The organism is Pseudomonas sp. GZJR-8 (assembly GCF_002916705.1).
In the GTDB taxonomy this organism is placed as follows: Bacteria; Pseudomonadota; Gammaproteobacteria; order Pseudomonadales; family Pseudomonadaceae; genus Aquipseudomonas; species Aquipseudomonas synxantha_A.
The window spans coordinates 586943-607759 of sequence record NZ_JXSI01000001.1; the positions used below are offsets into that span (position 1 = coordinate 586943).

Below are 20817 nucleotides of genomic sequence, written 5' to 3' on the forward strand. Positions count from 1 at the left end.
CAACGTTCCCCCGTCTGGACGCCCTGGAGAACGAGGCATACCCTTGGGACCTTCTTCAAAGTCGCCAACAGGATCCCTCATGAGCCGTATCTTTGCAGACAACGCGCATTCCATCGGTAACACGCCCCTGGTTCAGATCAACCGCATCGCACCGCGTGGCGTGACGATTCTGGCCAAGATCGAAGGGCGTAACCCGAGTTATTCAGTGAAGTGCCGCATTGGCGCAAGCATGATCTGGGATGCCGAAAGCAGCGGCAAGCTCAAGCCAGGCATGACCATTGTCGAGCCGACTTCCGGCAATACCGGTATCGGCCTGGCGTTTGTCGCGGCGGCCCGTGGCTATAAATTGCTGCTGACCATGCCGGCGTCCATGAGCCTTGAGCGCCGCAAAGTGCTCAAGGCCCTGGGCGCCGAGCTGGTGCTGACCGAGCCGGCCAAGGGCATGAAGGGCGCCATCGAAAAGGCCGGTGAAATCCTCGCCGGCGACCCGACCACCTACTTTATGCCGGCCCAGTTCGAAAACCCGGCCAACCCTGCGATCCACGAGAAAACCACCGGCCCGGAAATCTGGAACGACACCGACGGCGCCGTTGATGTGCTGGTGGCGGGCGTGGGGACCGGCGGCACCATCACCGGGGTGTCACGCTATATCAAGAACACTGCGGGCAAGCCGATCCTGTCGGTGGCCGTGGAACCCATGGTTTCCCCGGTGATCACCCAGGCCTTGGCGGGGGAAGAAATCAAGCCCAGCCCCCACAAGATCCAGGGTATCGGCGCCGGGTTTGTGCCAAAAAACCTTGATCTGTCGATGGTCGACCGCGTGGAGTTGGCGACCGACGAAGAGTCCAAGGCCATGGCCCTGCGCCTGATGCAGGAAGAGGGTATCTTGTGCGGTATCTCCTGCGGGGCCGCCATGGCTGTGGCAGTACGCCTGGCCGAGAAGCCGGAAATGCAAGGCAAGACCATCGTGGTGATTTTGCCGGACTCCGGCGAGCGCTACCTGTCGAGCATGTTGTTCAGCGATGTGTTTACCGACCAGGAAACCCAGGCCTGATCTTCAAAGCGGTCTCACAAGGTTGATGTAAGTCATCCGGTCGGCGTGGGCCTTCTGCATAATGGCTCAAGTGTTTATCATGGCCGGCTGTTACGTCTGGTTTCCCGTTGACGCAAGTTTGCCGGCCAGGCGCTTATTTCCAGGAGTTGCTGCATGACCTTTTCTTTGGCCGCCAAACTGTCGGTGTTGCTGCTGTTTATCGGCAGCACGCTGTATGTGCACCTGCGTGGCAAGGCCCGTTTGCCGATGCTGCGCCAGTTCGTCAACCATTCGGCGCTGTTCGCCCCGTATAACGCCTTGATGTACCTGTTTTCTGCGGTGCCGTCCAAGCCGTACCTGGACCGCAGCAAGTTCCCGGAACTGGACGTGCTCAAGGACAACTGGGAAGTGATTCGCGAAGAGGCCATGCACCTGTTCGACGAGGGCTACATCCGCGCCGCCGAAAAGAACAACGACGCCGGTTTCGGTTCGTTCTTCAAGAAAGGCTGGAAGCGCTTCTACCTCAAGTGGTACGACAAACCCCTGCCATCGGCCGAGGCCCTGTGCCCCAAAACCGTGGCCCTGGTCAGCAGCATCCCCAACGTCAAGGGCGCGATGTTCGCGCTGTTGCCGGGCGGCAGCCACCTGAACCCGCACCGCGACCCCTTCGCCGGTTCGTTGCGTTATCACCTGGGGCTGTCCACGCCGAACTCTGACGACTGCCGCATCTTCGTCGACGGCCAGGTCTACGCCTGGCGCGACGGTGAAGACGTGATGTTCGACGAAACCTACGTGCACTGGGTGAAGAACGAAACCGAGCAGACCCGCGTGATCCTGTTCTGCGACATCGAACGGCCGTTGAGCAACCGTGTGATGACCCGCGTCAACCGCTGGGTCAGCAAGCAACTGGGCCGTGCTACTGCGCCGCAGAACCTTGACGACGAACGCGTGGGCGGCATCAACCAGGCCTATGCCTGGAGCAAGACCTTCAGCGACAAGTTCAGTGGCCAGGTCAAGCAGTGGAAGCGCAAGCATCCCAAGGCGTACCGCATTGCGCGGCCGGTGCTGGCGGTGGTGGTGTTGGTGCTGTTGTGGAAGTGGTTGTTCGGCTGATTGTGATTTCTTGACTTGAAATGCAGCCAAATGTGGGAGGGGGCTTGCTCCCGATAGCAGTGGATCAGTCAGCAAATGCCTAGCTGATACACCGCCATCGGGAGCAAGCCCCCTCCCACATTGGTTTGCAGTGTTGCTTATGACGCGATCAACTGCCGCAATACGTAGTGCAAGATCCCACCCGCTTTGAAGTACTCCACTTCATTCAAGGTATCAATCCGGCACAGCACCTCAACCTTCTCGCTGCTGCCATCTTCCCGAGTGATCACCAACGTCAGGTTCATGCGCGGTTCGACCTCGGCATCGGTCAGCCCGAGGATGTCGATCTTCTCCTTGCCGGTGAGCTTGAGCGTCTTGCGGTTCTGGTCCAGCTTGAACTGTAACGGCAATACGCCCATGCCCACCAGGTTGGAGCGGTGGATACGCTCGAAACTCTCGGCGATCACCGCCTTGACCCCCAGCAGGTTGGTACCCTTGGCCGCCCAGTCGCGGCTGGAACCGGTGCCGTATTCCTGGCCGGCAATCACCACCAGCGGCGTGCCTGAGGCCTGGTACTTCATCGACGCATCGTAGATCGCCATCTTCTCGCCGGTGGGGATATACAGCGTATTGCCGCCTTCCTCGCCGCCCAGCATTTCATTGCGGATACGGATGTTGGCAAAGGTGCCACGCATCATCACTTCATGGTTGCCCCGGCGCGAGCCGTAGGAGTTGAAGTCACGCGGTTCCACCCCTTGCTCGCGCAGGTAGCGTCCGGCCGGGCTGTCGGTCTTGATATTGCCGGCAGGGGAGATGTGGTCGGTGGTCACCGAATCACCGAGCAGGGCCAGGATGTTGGCGCCCTTGACGTCCTTGATCACCGGCAGCGGGCCGGCAATGTCATCGAAGAACGGTGGGTGCTGGATGTAGGTGGAGTCCTTTTGCCACACGTAGGTCGCTGCCTGCGGCACTTCAATCGCCTGCCATTGCTCGTCACCGGCGAACACCTCGGCGTATTCCTTGTGGAACATGCTGGTGCTGACCTGGGCCACCGCGTCGGCGATCTCCTGGCTGCTGGGCCATATGTCCTTCAGGTACACCGGGTTTCCGTTCTGATCGTTACCCAGCGGCTCGCTGCTGATGTCGATGCGCACAGTGCCGGCCAACGCATAGGCGACTACCAGGGGCGGCGAAGCCAGCCAGTTGGTTTTCACCAGCGGGTGCACGCGCCCTTCGAAGTTGCGGTTACCCGACAGCACCGAGGCCACAGCGAGGTCGGCCTTCTGGATGGCTTTTTCGATAGGCTCGGGCAACGGCCCGGAGTTACCGATACAGGTGGTGCAGCCGTAGCCCACCAGGTCAAAACCGAGCTTGTCGAGGTACTGGGTGAGGCCCGCGGCCTTGTAATAGTCGGTGACCACCTTGGAGCCTGGGGCCAGCGAGGTCTTGACCCAAGGTTTGCGGGTCAGGCCCTTTTCCACGGCCTTTTTCGCCACCAACCCGGCCGCCATCATTACGCTGGGGTTGGAGGTGTTGGTGCAGGAGGTGATGGCGGCGATCACCACCGCGCCGTTTTTCAGGCGATAGGTGTTGCCTTCGTATTCATAATCGGCCTCACCGACCAGATCGGCGTTGCCCACGGCCACGCCGCCACCGCCTTCACTTTCCAGGCGGCCTTCTTCCTTGCTGGTGGGTTTGAATTGCAGGTCGAGGAAGTCGCTGAACGCTTGGCCGACATTCGGCAGGGATACCCGGTCTTGGGGGCGCTTGGGCCCGGCGAGGCTGGCTTCGACGCTGCCCATGTCCAGGGCCAGGGTGTCGGTGAACACCGGTTCCTGGCCGGCGTTGCGCCACAGGCCCTGGGCCTTGGTGTAGGCCTCCACCAGTTTGACCGTCTCAGCCGGGCGGCCGGACAGGCGCAGGTAGTCCAGCGTCACCTCATCCACTGGGAAAAAGCCACAGGTAGCGCCGTACTCCGGCGCCATGTTGGCGATGGTGGCGCGGTCGGCCAGGGGCAGGTCGGCCAGGCCGTCGCCGTAGAACTCGACGAACTTGCCCACTACGCCTTTCTTGCGCAGCATTTGTGTAACGGTGAGCACCAGGTCGGTGGCGGTGATGCCTTCCTTGAGCTTGCCGGTGAGCTTGAAGCCGATGACCTCCGGAATCAGCATCGACACCGGCTGGCCGAGCATGGCCGCTTCGGCTTCGATCCCACCCACGCCCCAGCCGAGTACGCCGAGGCCGTTGATCATGGTGGTATGGGAGTCGGTGCCGACCAGGGTGTCGGGGAAGGCGTACGTGCGGCCGTCTTCTTCCTTGGTCCACACGGTGCGGCCCAGGTATTCCAGGTTCACCTGGTGACAGATGCCGGTGCCAGGTGGCACGACGCTGAAGTTGTCAAAGGCGCTCTGGCCCCAGCGCAGGAAGGCGTAGCGTTCGCCGTTGCGCTGCATTTCGATGTCGACGTTCTGCTCAAAGGCGCTGGTGGTACCAAACTTGTCGACCATCACCGAGTGGTCGATCACCAGGTCCACCGGCGACAGCGGGTTGATGCGCTGCGGGTCACCGCCGGCCTTGGCCACGGCGGCGCGCATGGCGGCCAGGTCGACCACCGCGGGCACCCCGGTAAAGTCCTGCATCAGCACGCGGGCGGGGCGATACTGGATCTCGCGGTCCGACTGGCGCTCTTTGAGCCAGGCGGCGATGGCTTTGAGGTCGGTGCCGGTGACGGTCTTGGCATCTTCCCAGCGCAGCAGGTTTTCCAGCAGTACCTTGAGCGACATCGGCAGCTTGTCCAGATCACCCAGGCTCTTGGCGGCTTCGGGCAGGCTGAAGTAGTGGTAGGTCTTGCTGTCTATTTGCAGTGTCTTAAGGGTTCTCAGGCTATCAAGGGATGACATTACATGACTCCTTATGGTCCGCACGGCCACGGACCTGACGGGACGAACAGAGCTAACACGTTAGCGCTGTTTTCATTAGCAGGCTAATAACTGGACTCTATCGCCGAGCCCAAGGTTCCGAACTCGGCTATCATGCGCGCGTTTTCATGACAGGCATTGCGATAGCGCAAGGTCAGTTGATTCACCAGGAGAGTAGATGAACACCCTTTTTATGCACTGCCGCCCGGGTTTTGAAGGCGAAGTCTGTTCCGAGATCGCGGAACACGCCGCGCGCCTGAACGTGTCCGGCTACGCCAAGGCCAAGACCGGCAGCGCCTGCGCCGAATTTGTCTGCACGGAAGAAGACGGCGCCCAGCGCTTGATGCACGGCCAGCGCTTCGCCGAGCTGATCTTCCCAAGGCAGTGGGCGCGCGGGGTGTTTATCGACCTGCCGGAAACCGACCGCATCAGTGTGATCCTTACCCACCTGCGCGACTTTCCGGTGTGCGGCAGCCTGTGGTTGGAAATGGTCGACACCAATGACGGCAAGGAACTCTCCAACTTTTGCAAAAAATTCGAAGTGCACCTGCGCAAAGCCCTGCTGGGCGCCGGCAAGCTGGTGGACGACCCGAGCAAGCCGCGCCTGTTACTGACCTTCAAGAGCGGCCGCGAAGTGTTCATGGGGCTGGCCGAGTCGAACAACTCGGCAATGTGGCCGATGGGCATCCCGCGCCTCAAGTTCCCGCGTGACGCGCCCAGCCGCTCGACCTTGAAGCTGGAAGAGGCCTGGCATCACTTTATCCCCCGTGACCAGTGGGACGAGCGCCTGCACGGTGATATGACCGGCGTCGACCTCGGCGCAGCGCCGGGCGGTTGGACCTGGCAACTGGTCAACCGTGGCATGCTGGTCACCGCCATCGACAACGGCCCCATGGCCGAAAGCCTGATGGACACCGGCCTGGTGCAACACTTGATGGCTGATGGCTTCACCTTCGTGCCCAAGCAGCCGGTGGACTGGATGGTCTGCGATATCGTCGAGAAGCCTGCGCGCAACGCGGCGCTGCTGGAAACCTGGATCGGCGAGGGGCATTGCCGTGAGGCGGTGGTCAACCTGAAGTTGCCGATGAAGCAGCGTTACGCCGAAGTGAAGCGCCTGCTCGAACGCATCGAAGAGGGCTTCAAGGCGCGTGGCATACGGGTGGAAATCGGTTGCAAGCAGCTGTACCACGACCGCGAAGAAGTGACATGTCACCTGCGCCGTCTGGTGGACGTAAAGAAATCCAAAAGCCGCTGATATTAATTGTGGGAGCTGGCTTACCTGCGAAAGCGGTATAACAGTCAAAATCTATGTTGAATGTGCCCACGTCATCGCGGGCAAGCCCACTCCCACATAAGAGCGGGCCTGTTTCAGGAGTGAAGTATGAGTGTTGATTTACCCGTAGACGGCACCCTCGACGCCACCGGCCTCAACTGCCCGGAGCCGGTGATGATGCTGCACCAGCACATCCGTGACCTGCCGGCGGGCGGCTTGCTCAAGGTGATCGCCACCGACCCGTCGACCCGTCGTGATATTCCCAAATTCTGCGTGTTTCTTGACCACGAACTGGTGGATCAACAGGAAGATGCTGGCACCTACCTGTACTGGATCCGCAAGAAAGCCGATTAAGCCAGCGCCTTTTCGGCACGAATGCGCCGGCGTGCACTGCGCGCCAGGCGCACCAGCAACATCCCCGCCGCACAGCTCAAACCCACGATCAGCCCTTGCCATAAACCGCTTGGGCCGCTGGGTTCGCCGAGCCAGTCGGTCAGCCCTAGGGCATAACCCACCGGCAGCCCCACGCCCCAATAGGCGAACAAGGTCAGCACCATGGTCACCCGGGTGTCCTGGTAGCCGCGCAAAGCACCGGCGGCAGTGACCTGAATCGAGTCGGAGAACTGGAACAGCGCCGAGAACACAATCAGCATCGACGCCAGGTGGATGACCACCGGGTCGGGCGTGTAGATCGCCGCGATCTGCTCACGAAACACCAGCATCAGGCTGCACGACAGGCACGCATAGGCCAGTGCAGTGCCCATGCCGACCCCGGCGGCGAAGCGCGCTTCACGCGGTTCGCCACGCCCCAGGGCCTGGCCGACGCGCACGGTCACGGCCATACTCAGGGAGTAGGGGATCATGAATACCAAAGAACTGACATTCAACGCGATCTGATGGCCGGAAACCACGGTGGCGCCCAGGCTGCCAAGCAACAGGGCAATCATCGCGAATATGCTCGACTCGGCGAAGATCGCTACGCCAATCGGCAGGCCGATGCCCAGGATGCGCTTGATCACCGCCCATTTCGGCCAGTCAAAGCGCTTGAACAGTTCGCTGCTCTGGTACACCGGGCCCCAGCGCGTCCAGCCAGCCAGGCCGAGCATCATCACCCACATCGCAATGGCCGTGGCCCAGCCGCAACCCACGCCGCCCATGGCCGGTACGCCGAAGTGGCCGTAGATGAAGATGTAGTTCAGCGGAATATTCAGCGCCAGACCGCACAGGCCCATGACCATGCTCGGCCGCGTACGGCCCAGGCCATCACTGAAGCAGCGCAGCACGTAATACAGCGCAATTGCCGGCATCCCCGCGGCGATGCCATGCAGGTAACCCATGGACGGCTCGATCAGGTCTGGCTCGACCTTCATCGCATGCAGGATGGGCTCGGCACACAGCAACAGCACCGCACCGCAGAGGCCGACCACCACGGCCAACCACAACGATTGGCGCACCAACGGCCCGATCTCGGTGAGTTTGCCCGCGCCATAGCGCTCGGCCACTTTCGGCGTGGTGGCCAGCAAGGTGCCGGTCATCAGCAGGTACACCGGGATCCAGATCGAGTTACCCAGGCCGACCGCCGCAAGGTCCTGGGGGCTGACACGCCCGGCCATCACCGCATCGACAAAACTCATCGCAGTAGTTGCCAATTGGCCGATCATGATCGGCAAGGCCAGCGTCAGCAGGCCGCGCACTTCCCGGCTGATGCGGGCTGGGCGGGAAAGGGTAGCGGTGGCAGTGTTCACGTACAGGTGTCCAATAAAAAAGCAGTCGCAAGGACGGCGGATTCTACGCTTTGACGCAGTGGTCAGGAAAAAACCTGTGTTGCTGATTTGTAATGCAGCCCCACAGGGATCTGTTGTGTTAGTTGAATCCCATGCCTGTACACTGCTGATCCGCCAAAGGAGCCTGCCATGCTGATTGTTGCCGACGAAAATATTCCGCTGCTTGATGACTTTTTCCAGGGGTTTGGCGAGATTCGCCGCGTGCCTGGGCGGTCCATCGACCGCGCTACCGTCGAGCAGGCCGACGTGCTGCTGGTGCGCTCGGTGACCAACGTCAACCGTGCCCTGCTCGAAGGCAGCAACGTACGCTTTGTCGGCACCTGCACCATCGGCACCGACCATCTGGACCTGGACTTTTTCAAGCGGGCAGGGATCCAGTGGGCCAGCGCGCCTGGCTGCAATGCGCGGGGGGTTGTGGATTACGTACTCGGCAGCTTGCACACCCTGGCCGAAATCGAAGGCGTCGAGTTGGGCTCGCGCACCTACGGTGTCGTCGGTGCCGGTGAGGTGGGCGGGCGGCTGGTCAAGGTCCTCAAGGGCCTGGGTTGGAACGTGCTGGTGTGCGACCCGCCGCGCCAGATCGCCGAGGACAGCGACTACGTCAGCCTGCAACAGATCATCGAGCAGTGCGATGTGATCAGCTTGCACACGCCGCTGATCAAGTCCGGCAATGGCGCCACCTGGCATTTATTCGACCGCCAGCGCCTGGGGCAACTCAAGCCCGGCACCTGGCTGATCAACGCCAGCCGTGGCGCGGTGGTGGACAACGCCGCGCTGCGCGAGGTGCTGCAGGCCCGTGAAGACCTGCAAGCGGTGCTGGATGTGTGGGAAGGCGAGCCGCAAGTGGACGTCGACCTGGCTGACCTGTGCGTGCTGGCCACGCCGCATATCGCCGGCTACAGCCTCGATGGCAAGCAGCGCGGCACCGCGCAGATCTACCAGGCGTTCTGCGCGCACCTGGGCCAGGAGCCGACTGTTCAGCTCAGTGATTTATTGCCGGCACCGTGGCTGGACGAAGTCCACCTGAACGCTTCGACCGATCCGGCCTGGGCACTGGCGGCCCTGTGCCGCAGCGTGTACGACCCGCGCCGTGATGATGCAGATTTTCGTCGCAGCCTGGTGGGGACCGTGCAGGAGCAGCGCCAGTCCTTCGATTTGCTGCGCAAGCACTACCCGCAGCGCCGTGAGATAGATGGCCTGAAAGTGCGCATCAAGGGCGAGTCGACGGCGCTGTCGGCTATCGTTTCGGCTCTGGGCGCTGAAACGCTGTAAACACCCATAAAAAACCCGGCCACCTGGGCCGGGTTTGAAAGAGCGTGGGCACTTCAGCCTTGCTGGGCAGGTTTGACCAGTCGCTGTTCCAGCTCGCTGCAGGCTTGCTGGATCATCTCTTCGGTAATCTGCACTTCGTGGCCCTTGGCATCGATATACGAGCAAGGCAACACCTGCTGCTGGCGGATCACTTCAATCTTGGCGTTGCTGCTATCTTGCAAGGTCATGGCCTGTCTCCTCATCAGGTTGTGTACCTATCTTAAATCCCCCGCATGAACGCGCTGTTACAACTCCTTGCACGCTCATCGGTTCGAACACCCAGTCCACCAGAAACCGGTACATATTTCCAGATGAGTCTTAGACCGATAGCCTCTAGCGGCCTGTATCGGCGGGCATAATTAACCTGACTCATTGTTATTTGCGCAAGTTCCCCCAATGTTGAAGTACAGATTCCTCATTGGTGGTGCCTTCCATGCTCTCAACCCGTCAACGCCGTGCGATCCGCCTGGCCAGCCGCTTTATTGCGCCCTACCGCTGGCAGGCCCTGGGCGCCTTGCTGGCGCTGATCGTCACCGCCGGCATCACCTTGTCCATGGGGCAGGGCATTCGCCTTCTGGTCGACCAGGGTTTCATGACCCAGTCACCGCACTTGCTCAACCAGTCCATCGGCTTGTTCATGGTGCTGGTACTGGGCCTGGCTGTGGGTACGTTCACGCGGTTTTACCTGGTGTCGTGGATTGGCGAGCGCGTGGTGGCCGATATTCGCCGGCAAGTGTTCAATCACTTGATCTACCTGCACCCAGGCTTCTATGAGAACAACCGCAGCTCGGAGATCCAGTCGCGGCTGACCACCGATACCACGTTGCTGCAATCGGTGATCGGCTCATCGCTGTCGCTGTTCCTGCGCAACGCCCTGATGGTCATCGGCGGCATCGTGTTGCTGTTCATCACCAACCCCAAGCTCACCAGCATCGTGGTGGTGGCGCTGCCGCTGGTACTGGCGCCGATCCTGATCTTCGGGCGCCGGGTGCGCAGCCTGTCGCGTCTGAGCCAGGATCGTATTGCCGACGTCGGTAGCTATGTCGCCGAGACCTTGGGCCAGATCAAAACGGTGCAGGCCTACAACCACCAGGTGCAGGACGAACAGCGTTTCGCTGTTACCGTGGAGGACGCGTTCACCACCGCACGTAAACGCATCCTGCAACGCTCCTGGCTGATAACCCTGGTGATCATGCTGGTGCTCGGCGCCGTGGGCGTGATGCTATGGGTAGGTGGCATGGACGTGATCAGCGGGCGCATTTCCGGCGGTGAGCTGGCGGCGTTTGTGTTCTATAGCCTGATAGTCGGCAGTGCGGTTGGCACTCTGAGCGAAGTGCTCGGCGAGTTGCAGCGCGCTGCCGGTGCGGCCGAGCGTATCGGTGAGCTGTTGCAGTCGAGCAACGACATCCAGGCGCCGGCCGATGGCAGCGAACGCTTGCCGCAGCGGGTCAGTGGCCGCATGGAGCTGCAAGATCTGCGCTTTTGCTACCCCTCACGGCCGGACAGTTACGCCATTGATGGCTTGAACCTGACCATCAATCCCGGCGAAACCCTGGCGCTGGTAGGCCCATCAGGCGCGGGTAAATCGACAATCTTCGACCTGCTGCTGCGCTTCTACGATCCCCAGCAAGGGCGCATCCTGCTCGAAGGCCGCCCGCTGACCGAGCTGGACCCCCTGGACCTGCGTCGCCACTTTGCACTGGTGTCCCAGAGCCCGGCGCTGTTTTTCGGCAGCGTCGAGGACAACATTCGCTACGGCAACCCGTCCGCCACCATGGCCCAGGTCGAAGCCGCTGCGCGTATCGCCCACGCCCACGATTTCATCCTGCAGATGCCCGACGGCTACCAGACCCACCTCGGCGACGGTGGCATGGGCCTCTCTGGCGGCCAGCGCCAACGCCTGGCCATCGCCCGCGCCTTGTTGGTCGACGCGCCGATCCTGCTGCTGGACGAAGCCACCAGCGCCCTCGACGCGCAGAGTGAGCACCTGATCCAGCAAGCGCTGCCGCAATTGATGCAAGGAAGAACCACGCTGGTGATCGCTCACCGTCTGGCGACCGTCAAGAATGCCGATCGAATAGCGGTGATGGATCAGGGCAAACTGGTGGCGGTGGGCACGCACCAGGAGTTGATTGCGAGCAATCCACTGTATGCGCGGTTGGCGGCGCTGCAGTTCAGCGCAGATCACTAGCGCCATAAGCATTGCAGAAATGCCAATGTGAGAGGGGGCTTGCTCCCGATAGCAGAGTGTCAATCAGCAGTTTTGTTGCTGACCCACCGCTATCGGGAGCAAGCCCCCTCCCACATTGGAAGCAGGTTCAGTGCCTTACTGGTCGTCGAAGTATCGCTCATGCCAATCCACCAGCGGCTGCGGCGAATTGAGCTTCTGCCCGTAGATCACCGAATAAGACAGCACGTTCTGCACATACTGGCGGGTTTCGTCGAACGGGATGCTTTCAACCCACACATCGAAGCTCAGGTGGTCTGCACCGCGCAGCCATTGGCGCACGCGGCCGGGGCCGGCGTTGTAGGCGGCGGAAGCGAGCACACGGTTGCCGTTGAACTGGCTGTGCACCTGGCTCAGGTAGGCGGCGCCGAGCTGGATATTTTTATCCGGGTCCAGCACCTGGGCCGGGGAGGCCAGGGGGATGCTGAATTTGCGTGCGGTTTCCTTGGCGGTGCCGGGCATCAGTTGCATCAAGCCGCTGGCGCCCACGCCGGAGCGGGCGTCGTCCATAAACGCGCTTTCCTGACGCGTGATGGCAAATATCCAGCTTGAATGCAGGCCGCGCACCTTGGCTTCGCGCACCAGGGTATCGCGGTGCGCCATCGGGAAGCGGATGTCCAGGTCGTCCCAGTACTGCGCCTGGCTGATGGTACGGATCGCCGGGAAGTACCACTTCATGTCGTAGGCCAACTTGGCCTGGGCGACCATTTCGTCACGGTTGAAGTGCCGGCTGACGTGGTACCACTCGCGGCGACCGTCCACGATCTGGCCACGGGCGTAGAACTCCAGCGCACGGCGCACCCCAGGAGTATTGCGCACCTTGTTGACCAACGCCTGGCTCATCACCAGCGGTTTGTTGTTCAACTGGTAAGGGGATTTGGAACGGTCAGCGGCGAGGAAGCCGTAGAAGTCCCGTTCCTTGGCCACGTTTTTGTACAGCACCAGGGCCTGCGGGTTTTTCGGCTCGGCCAGTTCCAGGCTGCGGGCCTGCCAGTAGCGCCAGCGGTTGGTGGTGGCCAGGTCTTGCGGGAGTTTGCGGGTCAACTGGTAGGCATCTTCCCAGCGTGCCAGGCGCAACAGGAGGCGCAGGCGCCATTCGGACACGGTGTTGTCGCGCAGTTCCGGGTCGTACTTGGTCATCACGTCCAGCGCACGTGGGTCGAAGCGCTTGGCCAGGGTCAGGCCAATCTCGCGGGCAATCGACACCTTTTCGTCACGGGAGAAGTGCATGCTGCTGGCGTAGCCGTCGAGCAGGGCCATGGCCTTGTCCGGATCCTGGCGGGCCAGGCGGCGCAGGCCCAGGCCGACGGCGTCAGACATCGCCTCGGTGGCCGGCAGGAAGCGTGACGGATCGCTGAGCATGTCAGGCTTTTGCGCCACATCCACCATCAGGCGGCCTTGGACGCCGAGGGTTGGCAGGGTCTTCACCAGGCTGTTGGCCAGCGCGTAATTGCGGGCTTCGGCGGCGAGCTTGGTGCGGTCCCAAATCTTCTGTTCGGTCAGTTGGCCGGCAGCGGCCCATTGGCCGAAGGTGGCGTCACAGGCGGCGGGCTGGGATTTGCCGGTCATCCACAACTTTTCGGCGGTCTTGTAGCCTTCAGCCTTCAGATTGTGGCTGAGCTGGTACTGGCCATGCAGGCAGTCCAGCTCGACGAAATTGAGCTTGGTGTCGTAGTACTTTTCAAAGGTCTGCCAATCGCCACGCTCGGCCAGCCAGCGCAGCCAACGCAGTTTCATCCAGTTGGCCTGGGGCAGGTCGCCGTGTTTGGCGAGGAACTGTTCGATTTCCTCGTTGCTCGCGGTTTTCAGGCGTGCAGTCAGCTCGTCATACGCCAGGTACGGCGTGAGCGGGTAGTCGGCCAGGGCCTGGCTGTATTGCATGTACGGGCCGCTGTCGCCCTTGGCCAGGGCGCGTTTGGCTTGATCGTAATACTGACGTTGGGTGGTGAGGTCCACCGCCTGGGCGGTTTGAACGGCAGTGGCGGAAAGAAGCAGACAAGATAAAAAGTTGAAAAGGCGACTGCGCATGAGACGTCCGTGCAGAGAAATCACGACTAGCACCGGCACTGCCGACACTGATTGCCTCTAGCTTAGCCTTTTGCCAGCGGCCCGCGAAAGCTTTGCCGTCTGGTTCGTTCAAGTTCGCTGGAAATGTCCTACAGAACGTGTCAATAGAGAAAATGCCGACCGCATCCCACCCTCAAGTCAGGTAGAATGCGCGCCCAGTTTTTGGAGAAGCGTATGACCCTGCTCAAATTCAGCGATGTGTCCCTTGCTTTCGGCGCCATGCCGTTGTTGGACAAGGTGTCCTGGCAGATCGCCCGTGGTGAGCGGGTGTGCATCATCGGCCGCAACGGCACCGGCAAGTCCAGCATGATGAAGCTGGTAAAAGGCGACCAGAAGCCTGATGACGGCTCTGTCTGGCGTGCCCCGGGCCTCAAGATCGGCGAATTGCCGCAAGAATTGCCGGTGGCCGACGGACGGACAGTGTTCGACGTGGTTGCCGAAGGCCTGGACGGCGTCGGCGAGTTGCTCGCGCAATACCATCACCTGGCGCAGAACTGCGTCACCGAGGAAGACTTGGACAAGCTGATGCACGTCCAGCAAGACCTCGAAGCCCGTGACGGCTGGCGCTTGCAGCAACTGGTGGACAGCACCCTGAGCCGCCTGCAACTGCCGGCCGACAAGACCCTCGCCGAATTGTCCGGGGGCTGGCGTCGCCGTGTGCTGCTGGCCCAGGCCCTGGTGTCCGAGCCGGACCTGCTGCTGCTCGACGAACCGACCAACCACCTGGACATCGGCGCCATCGCCTGGCTTGAAGAAGCCATCAAGGACTTCCAGGGCGCCGTGCTGTTTATCACGCACGACCGTGCTTTCCTGCAGAGCCTGGCCACGCGCATCCTCGAGCTGGACCGTGGCGGCCTGATCGACTGGAACGGCGACTACGCCAGCTTCCTGGTGCACAAGGAAGCCGCCTTGGCTGCCGAAGAAACCGCCAACGCGCTGTTTGACAAAAAGCTGGCCCAGGAAGAAGTCTGGATCCGCCAGGGCATCAAGGCCCGTCGCACCCGTAACGAAGGCCGCGTACGTGCCTTGAAAGCCTTGCGCGTGGAGCGCAGTGAGCGCCGCGAGCGTACCGGCAAGGCCAATATCCAGCTGGACACCGCCGACAAGTCGGGCAAGCAGGTAATGGTGCTGGAGAATGTCAGCTTCCATCACCCGGACGGCCCGTTCCTGATCAAGGACTTCTCCATGGTCCTGCAACGCGGCGACCGTATCGGCCTGCTGGGCGCCAACGGCACCGGCAAGACCACCTTGCTCAAGCTGATGCTCAGCGGTCTGCAGCCGACCAGCGGCAAGGTGGAAGAGGGCACACGCATCGACGTGGCCTACTTTGACCAGTTGCGCCACCAGTTGGACCTGGAAAAGACCGTGATCGACAACGTCGCCGAAGGTCGCGACTTTATCGACATCGACGGCCAGAGCCGCCACGTACTCAGCTACCTGGGCGACTTCCTGTTCAGCCCGCAACGTGCGCGTACGCCGGTCAAGGCCCTGTCTGGTGGTGAGCGCGCGCGTTTGCTGCTGGCCAAGCTGTTCAGCAAACCGGCCAATCTGCTGGTGCTCGACGAACCGACCAACGACCTCGATGTGGAAACCCTCGAGTTGCTCGAAGAAGTGCTGCTGACGTTCAACGGCACTGTGCTGATGGTCAGCCACGACCGGGAATTCCTCGACAACGTGGTCACCAGCACCCTGGTCTTTGAAGGTGAAGGCAAGGTGCGCGAATACGTCGGTGGTTACCAGGACTGGTTGCGTCAGGGTGGTTCGCCACGTCTGCTGGGCGTGACCGAGAGCAAGTCCGGCAAGGCCGACCTGACCTCGGCGGTGGTGACTCCTGTGCAAGAGGCTGCACCGGCCCAGGAAGCTGCACCCGCGGCCAAGAAGAAACTCAGCTACAAGCTGCAGCGTGAGCTGGAAGCCTTGCCGGGTGAGATCGACGCCAAGGAACAGCAGATTGCCGCGGTAGAAGCGCAAATGGCTGACGCCGGTTTCTACCTGCGCCCGGCGGCAGAAACCGCTGCGGTCATCGCTTCCCTGGAGACGTTGAACCAGGAGCTGGAAGCGTTGGTTGAGCGTTGGGCCGAGCTGGATGCCTGAGTGATTGCACCGCAATAAAAAAGCCCGGCACTCTTCTATGAGCGCCGGGCTTTTTAATATGAAATGCGATTCAACTGTGGGAGCTGGCTTGCCTGCGATAGCGGTGTAACAGCCACCTGATGCATCAACTGACAGGCTGCTATCGCAGGCAAGTCAGCTCCCATATTAGACCTTCATCGGTCTTACGAGCTCTTTGCCAGTTTGACGGCCAGTACATCGCAAGGCGCGCCGTGCAATACATCATTGGCGGTGGAGCCCAGCAACAGTGCCAGGCCATGACGGCCGTGGCTGCCGACCACGATCAGGTCACAGGCCTTTTCCTTGGCCAAGTGGTGGATTTCCTGACGCGGTTGGCCGTATGTCAGGTGGCAGTCTTCCTTTTTCAGGTGCGGGTATTTGAGAATCAAACGGTCCAGGCGCTCCTTGGCCTGGTCGAATTGTTGTTGCTGCAACTGGGAAAGGTCCATCGGTACGTCACCGCCAAAGGCCATGGCCATGGGCTCGACGATATGCACCAGCGACAGTATGGCGCCATTGGCCAATGCGGATTCCTGCGCGCGCTTGATCACCGGATCGCACTCTTCGGTCAGATCGACAGCGACCAGAATATGTTTGTAGGGCATGAGGCGTTCCTCCAAGGGACTGCAATAAGTTCAGTATGGCTGCTTTCAAGCGGATGGGGTTGCGTCAGGTCAAATCCGCTCATCTAGAAATTCGGGAGTACACATATGACGGTGTGGATAGTGGTGTCAATCCTTGCGGTGGTTTTAAGCCCCCTGGCCTGGCTGCGCCCGTCGCGTGGGCAGAGCGGGCGCATGGCCCTGCGCATGGAGGCACGCCGCATCGGCCTGGCCATGCAGTTGGCGCCCCAGGAATGGCCGCACTGGCTCAAGCAAGAGCCGCCGAGCCCTTGTGCGCAGTACTGTCGACCGCGGCGTGGGAGCACGCGGGCTATCTGGAGTTACTGGCAGCTGGAGCCGGGTGTGTGGGTCAATCAATGGCGCGAAGGGTGTGTGGATGAAAAGTTGTTGCCGTATTTTGCAACGCTACCGGCGAACGTCTACAAGGTCGAGGCCGACAAGCAGATGATCGCCTTGTACTGGGGCGAGAAGGGCGACATGAGTGTGTTGAAGGATATTGATGCGTTGCTCAGGGCCTTGGCCTGACACTCCTACAGAGGCCGGGCAATAAAAAGCCCGACTTCATCATCGGGCTGGAGGTGGCCAGGCAGGCCGGTAAATCTGCAAGTTCCCGCTAGCCTAGCCGTATATCCCTTTCTGTACAGCCGCTTCCCACATCTTTTCTATTATTGATCTTGTGAATATTTGAATATTGACGGGTTGCCTGCCTGTGGTCCGGGTTCTGAAATGACTGGAAAGTCGCGTTTTTCCTAGCCTTTGGAGCGATTGACAATTGCTCGGAATTGGATGAAGGTGGCGTACCCAAATCAAACGGGCGTATGAATTGAGCGTTTGTCCTACAGGCAGCTCATACATAACCCCGACTATCGCACTGGCGGGTGTGCCTGGCTGATTGGCGTGAGCATTGATGCAACTGTCAATGTCAAACCAGCGACCAGCGTCCGGTGTGTACTGTTCAGCTTCCATATCGTGGAGATCAGTTGATGATTTACGAAGGTAAAGCCATCACGGTTAAGGCTCTTGAAAGTGGCATCGTCGAATTGAAATTCGACCTCAAGGGTGAGTCCGTCAACAAGTTCAACCGTCTAACCCTGAACGAACTGCGTCAGGCCGTAGACACCATCAAAGCAGATGCTTCGGTCAAGGGCGTGATCGTCTCCAGCGGCAAGGACGTGTTTATCGTCGGCGCTGACATCACCGAATTCGTCGACAACTTCAAGCTGCCCGATGCCGAGCTGGTGGCTGGCAACCTCGAAGCCAACAAGATCTTCAGCGATTTCGAAGACCTCAACGTGCCGACCGTTGCCGCGATCAATGGCATTGCGTTGGGTGGCGGCCTGGAAATGTGCCTGGCAGCGGATTTCCGTGTCATGTCCGCGACCGCCAAGATCGGCCTGCCGGAAGTCAAACTGGGCATCTACCCGGGCTTCGGCGGTACCGTGCGCCTGCCGCGCCTGATCGGTGCCGACAATGCGATCGAATGGATCGCCGCCGGTAAGGAAAACAAGGCCGAGGACGCACTGAAGGTCGGTGCCGTCGACGCAGTGGTGGCTCCGGACAAACTGGCCGAAGCCGCGCTGAACCTGATCAAGGGCGCCATCAGCGGCGAATTTGACTACAAGGCCAAGCGTCAGCCGAAGCTGGAAAAACTCAAGCTCAACGCTATCGAACAGATGATGTCGTTCGAAACCGCCAAAGGTTTCGTGGCAGGCCAGGCCGGTCCGAACTACCCGGCCCCGGTTGAAGCGATCAAGACCATCCAGAAGGCCGCGAACTTCGGTCGTGACAAAGCCCTGGAAGTGGAAGCGGCAGGCTTCGTCAAACTGGCGAAAACCTCGGCGGCCCAGAGCCTGATCGGCCTGTTCCTGAACGATCAGGAACTGAAGAAAAAGGCCAAGGCCTACGACGAAATTGCCAAGGACGTGAAACAGGCTGCCGTACTCGGCGCCGGTATCATGGGCGGCGGTATCGCCTATCAGTCGGCGTCCAAAGGCACGCCGATCCTGATGAAAGACATCAACGAACACGGTATCGAGCAGGGCCTGGCCGAAGCCGCCAAGCTGCTGGTGGGCCGCGTTGATAAAGGTCGCATGACCGCTGCAAAAATGGCTGAAGTGCTTAACGGCATTCGTCCTACGCTGTCCTACGGCGATTTCGGCCACGTCGACCTGGTGGTCGAAGCGGTTGTCGAGAACCCGAAGGTCAAGCAGGCGGTATTGGCTGAAGTGGAAGCTCAGGTCAAAGATGACACCATCCTGGCCTCCAACACCTCGACAATTTCCATTTCGCTGCTGGCCAAGGCCCTCAAGCGTCCGGAAAACTTCGTCGGCATGCACTTCTTCAACCCGGTGCACATGATGCCGCTGGTGGAAGTGATCCGTGGCGAGAAGTCCAGCGAGCTGGCCGTTGCCACCACCGTTGCCTACGCCAAGAAAATGGGCAAGAACCCGATCGTGGTCAACGACTGCCCGGGCTTTTTGGTCAACCGCGTGCTGTTCCCCTACTTCGGCGGTTTCGCCAAGTTGGTCAGTGCCGGTGTGGACTTCGTGCGCATCGACAAGGTCATGGAGAAATTCGGCTGGCCCATGGGCCCGGCGTACCTGATGGACGTGGTCGGCATCGACACCGGCCACCACGGCCGCGACGTTATGGCTGAGGGCTTCCCGGACCGCATGAAAGACGACCGCCGCTCGGCGATCGACGCGCTGTACGAGGCCAAGCGCCTGGGCCAGAAGAACGGCAAGGGCTTCTACGCCTACGAGGCCGACAAGAAGGGCAAGCAGAAGAAAGTCGCCGACCCGTCGGTGCACGAAGTGCTCGCTCCGGTCATCTACGAACAGCGTGAGGTGTCGGACGAGGACATCATCAACTGGATGATGATCGCCCTGTGCCTGGAAACCGTGCGTTGCCTGGAAGACGGCATCGTCGAAACCGCCGCCGAAGCCGATATGGGCCTGGTGTACGGTATTGGTTTCCCTCCATTCCGTGGTGGTGCACTGCGCTACATCGATTCGATCGGTGTGGCCGAGTTCGTTGCCCTGGCTGACAAATACGCTGATTTGGGCCCGCTGTACCACCCGACCGCGAAGCTGCGTGAAATGGCCAAGAATGGCCAGAGCTTCTTCGGTTAAGCGCCCAATCGACTAGAGCGAGAATATTTATGAGCTTGAATCCAAGAGACGTCGTGATTGTCGACTTCGGTCGTACTCCGATGGGCCGCTCCAAGGGCGGCATGCACCGCAACACCCGCGCTGAAGACATGTCGGCGCACCTGATCAGCAAGCTGCTGGAACGTAACGTCAAGGTTGACCCGAACGAAGTCGAAGACGTGATCTGGGGCTGCGTTAACCAGACTCTGGAGCAGGGCTGGAACATCGCGCGCATGGCGTCGTTGATGACTCAGATCCCGCACACCGCAGCGGGCCAGACCGTCAGCCGCCTGTGTGGCTCGTCGATGAGCGCGCTACACACCGCTGCGCAAGCGATCATGACCGGCAACGGTGATGTATTCGTGGTCGGCGGCGTGGAGCACATGGGCCACGTCAGCATGATGCACGGCGTCGATCCCAACCCGCACATGTCGCTGTACGCAGCGAAAGCCTCGGGCATGATGGGTCTGACCGCAGAAATGCTCGGCAAGATGCACGGCATCACTCGCGAAGCCCAGGACGCGTTCGGCCTGCGTTCCCACCAGCTCGCCCACAAGGCGACCGTGGAAGGCAAGTTCAAGGATGAGATCATCCCGATGAACGGCTACGACGAGAACGGTTTCCTGAAACTGTTCGACTACGACGAAACCATTCGTCCGGACACCACCCTGGAAAGCCTCGCGGCGTTGAAGCCTGCGTTCAATCCAAAGGGCGGCACCGTGACAGCCGGTACGTCGTCGCAGATCACCGACGGTGCTTCGTGCATGATCGTGATGTCGGCGCAGCGTGCCCAGGACCTGGGTATCCAGCCGCTGGCCGTGATCCGTTCGATGGCGGTAGCAGGTGTGGACCCGGCGATCATGGGCTATGGTCCAGTACCGGCCACACAAAAAGCCTTGAAGCGCGCGGGCCTTTCCATCTCCGATATCGACTTCTTCGAGCTCAACGAAGCTTTCGCCGCACAGGCCCTGCCAGTGCTGAAAGATTTGAAAGTACTCGACAAGATGAACGAGAAGGTTAACCTGCACGGCGGTGCGATTGCCCTGGGCCACCCATTCGGTTGCTCCGGTGCACGTATCTCCGGCACTTTGCTTAACGTGATGAAGCAAAATGGCGGCAACCTCGGGGTTGCTACCATGTGCATTGGTCTCGGCCAAGGCATCTCCACCGTCTTCGAACGCGTCTAAACGTTCGGTTGACGGAAGCCGGGGCCAAGTGCCCCGGTTTT

The 20817-nt window shown here is 60.7% G+C and carries 15 protein-coding genes; 10 read left to right on the top strand and 5 right to left on the bottom strand.

The annotated features are described in order from the left end of the window. Positions 1-79: 79 nt before the first annotated feature. Positions 80-1054, top strand: a complete 975-nt coding sequence (gene cysK, locus TK42_RS02725) for a cysteine synthase A (RefSeq protein WP_103733531.1) — start codon at positions 80-82, stop codon at positions 1052-1054. A 153-nt stretch (positions 1055-1207) separates the two neighbouring features. Beyond that, positions 1208-2146, top strand: coding sequence for an aspartyl/asparaginyl beta-hydroxylase domain-containing protein (locus tag TK42_RS02730; protein ID WP_032877227.1), 939 nt, complete (start codon positions 1208-1210; stop codon positions 2144-2146). A gap of 137 nt (positions 2147-2283) precedes the next feature. Here the strand turns inward: TK42_RS02730 and acnA are convergent, their stop codons facing one another. Beyond that, on the bottom strand, positions 2284-5025 hold the full coding sequence (gene acnA / locus TK42_RS02735) for an aconitate hydratase AcnA (RefSeq protein WP_103733532.1): 2742 nt from the start codon (positions 5023-5025) through the stop codon (positions 2284-2286). 196 nt (positions 5026-5221) lie between these two features. Here acnA and rlmM point away from each other — a divergent pair, with 196 nt between their 5' ends. Together rlmM and tusA are read left to right on the top strand one after the other, a co-directional pair. Beyond that, positions 5222-6298 (top strand): 23S rRNA (cytidine(2498)-2'-O)-methyltransferase RlmM, encoded by a 1077-nt coding sequence (gene rlmM / locus TK42_RS02740; RefSeq protein WP_078820619.1) that lies wholly within the window; start codon positions 5222-5224, stop codon positions 6296-6298. Between the two features lie 126 nt (positions 6299-6424). After that, positions 6425-6670, top strand: coding sequence for a sulfurtransferase TusA (gene tusA / locus TK42_RS02745; protein ID WP_032877224.1), 246 nt, complete (start codon positions 6425-6427; stop codon positions 6668-6670). On the opposite strand, the gene TK42_RS02750 is transcribed toward tusA, so the two are convergent. After that, a complete protein-coding gene (locus TK42_RS02750; protein WP_103733533.1) occupies positions 6667-8061 on the bottom strand; it encodes an MATE family efflux transporter in 1395 nt (464 codons plus the stop codon). The genes tusA and TK42_RS02750 overlap by 4 nt on opposite strands. A gap of 168 nt (positions 8062-8229) precedes the next feature. Here TK42_RS02750 and pdxB point away from each other — a divergent pair, with 168 nt between their 5' ends. Beyond that, positions 8230-9372 carry a 4-phosphoerythronate dehydrogenase PdxB gene (gene pdxB / locus TK42_RS02755; protein ID WP_103733534.1) on the top strand — a complete coding sequence of 381 codons (1143 nt, stop codon included), beginning with the start codon at positions 8230-8232 and terminating at the stop codon, positions 9370-9372. Positions 9373-9425: 53 nt separating this feature from the next. Here pdxB and TK42_RS26940 read toward each other — a convergent pair whose 3' ends face one another. Next, positions 9426-9599, bottom strand: coding sequence for a PA1571 family protein (locus TK42_RS26940; RefSeq protein WP_005786139.1), 174 nt, complete (start codon positions 9597-9599; stop codon positions 9426-9428). Between the two features lie 236 nt (positions 9600-9835). On the opposite strand from TK42_RS26940, the gene TK42_RS02760 reads away from it, so the two are divergent. Beyond that, the gene (locus TK42_RS02760) at positions 9836-11602 is read left to right on the top strand and encodes an ABC transporter transmembrane domain-containing protein (RefSeq protein ID WP_177464415.1); all 1767 of its coding nucleotides are present in this window, start codon (positions 9836-9838) and stop codon (positions 11600-11602) included. Positions 11603-11737: 135 nt separating this feature from the next. Here the strand turns inward: TK42_RS02760 and TK42_RS02765 are convergent, their stop codons facing one another. Beyond that, the gene (locus TK42_RS02765) at positions 11738-13666 is read right to left on the bottom strand and encodes a transglycosylase SLT domain-containing protein (RefSeq protein WP_005786144.1); all 1929 of its coding nucleotides are present in this window, start codon (positions 13664-13666) and stop codon (positions 11738-11740) included. A gap of 213 nt (positions 13667-13879) precedes the next feature. On the opposite strand from TK42_RS02765, the gene TK42_RS02770 reads away from it, so the two are divergent. Further along, a complete protein-coding gene (locus TK42_RS02770) occupies positions 13880-15799 on the top strand; it encodes an ATP-binding cassette domain-containing protein (RefSeq protein ID WP_005786146.1) in 1920 nt (639 codons plus the stop codon). Positions 15800-15981: 182 nt separating this feature from the next. On the opposite strand, the gene TK42_RS02775 is transcribed toward TK42_RS02770, so the two are convergent. Beyond that, complete coding sequence (locus TK42_RS02775; RefSeq protein WP_005786147.1) at positions 15982-16422, bottom strand: universal stress protein; 441 nt, start codon at positions 16420-16422, stop codon at positions 15982-15984. Between the two features lie 105 nt (positions 16423-16527). On the opposite strand from TK42_RS02775, the gene TK42_RS02780 reads away from it, so the two are divergent. The 3 genes from TK42_RS02780 (at position 16528) to fadA (ending at position 20776) form a co-directional block, all read left to right on the top strand. Further along, on the top strand, positions 16528-16965 hold the full coding sequence (locus TK42_RS02780) for a hypothetical protein (RefSeq protein WP_103733536.1): 438 nt from the start codon (positions 16528-16530) through the stop codon (positions 16963-16965). Positions 16966-17423: 458 nt separating this feature from the next. Beyond that, positions 17424-19571 (top strand): fatty acid oxidation complex subunit alpha FadB, encoded by a 2148-nt coding sequence (fadB, locus tag TK42_RS02785; RefSeq protein ID WP_005786151.1) that lies wholly within the window; start codon positions 17424-17426, stop codon positions 19569-19571. Between the two features lie 29 nt (positions 19572-19600). Next, complete coding sequence (fadA, locus tag TK42_RS02790; protein ID WP_005786153.1) at positions 19601-20776, top strand: acetyl-CoA C-acyltransferase FadA; 1176 nt, start codon at positions 19601-19603, stop codon at positions 20774-20776. Positions 20777-20817 lie beyond the last annotated feature (41 nt).

Coding starts and splice junctions, on each gene's coding strand:
- cysK (WP_103733531.1), top strand. CDS start 80: ATGAGCCGTATCTTTGCAGACAACGCGCATTCCATCGGTAACACGCCC.
- TK42_RS02730 (WP_032877227.1), top strand. CDS start 1,208: ATGACCTTTTCTTTGGCCGCCAAACTGTCGGTGTTGCTGCTGTTTATC.
- acnA (WP_103733532.1), bottom strand. CDS start 5,025: ATGTCATCCCTTGATAGCCTGAGAACCCTTAAGACACTGCAAATAGAC.
- rlmM (WP_078820619.1), top strand. CDS start 5,222: ATGAACACCCTTTTTATGCACTGCCGCCCGGGTTTTGAAGGCGAAGTC.
- tusA (WP_032877224.1), top strand. CDS start 6,425: ATGAGTGTTGATTTACCCGTAGACGGCACCCTCGACGCCACCGGCCTC.
- pdxB (WP_103733534.1), top strand. CDS start 8,230: ATGCTGATTGTTGCCGACGAAAATATTCCGCTGCTTGATGACTTTTTC.
- TK42_RS26940 (WP_005786139.1), bottom strand. CDS start 9,599: ATGACCTTGCAAGATAGCAGCAACGCCAAGATTGAAGTGATCCGCCAG.
- TK42_RS02765 (WP_005786144.1), bottom strand. CDS start 13,666: ATGCGCAGTCGCCTTTTCAACTTTTTATCTTGTCTGCTTCTTTCCGCC.
- TK42_RS02770 (WP_005786146.1), top strand. CDS start 13,880: ATGACCCTGCTCAAATTCAGCGATGTGTCCCTTGCTTTCGGCGCCATG.
- TK42_RS02775 (WP_005786147.1), bottom strand. CDS start 16,422: ATGCCCTACAAACATATTCTGGTCGCTGTCGATCTGACCGAAGAGTGC.
- TK42_RS02780 (WP_103733536.1), top strand. CDS start 16,528: ATGACGGTGTGGATAGTGGTGTCAATCCTTGCGGTGGTTTTAAGCCCC.
- fadB (WP_005786151.1), top strand. CDS start 17,424: ATGATTTACGAAGGTAAAGCCATCACGGTTAAGGCTCTTGAAAGTGGC.
- fadA (WP_005786153.1), top strand. CDS start 19,601: ATGAGCTTGAATCCAAGAGACGTCGTGATTGTCGACTTCGGTCGTACT.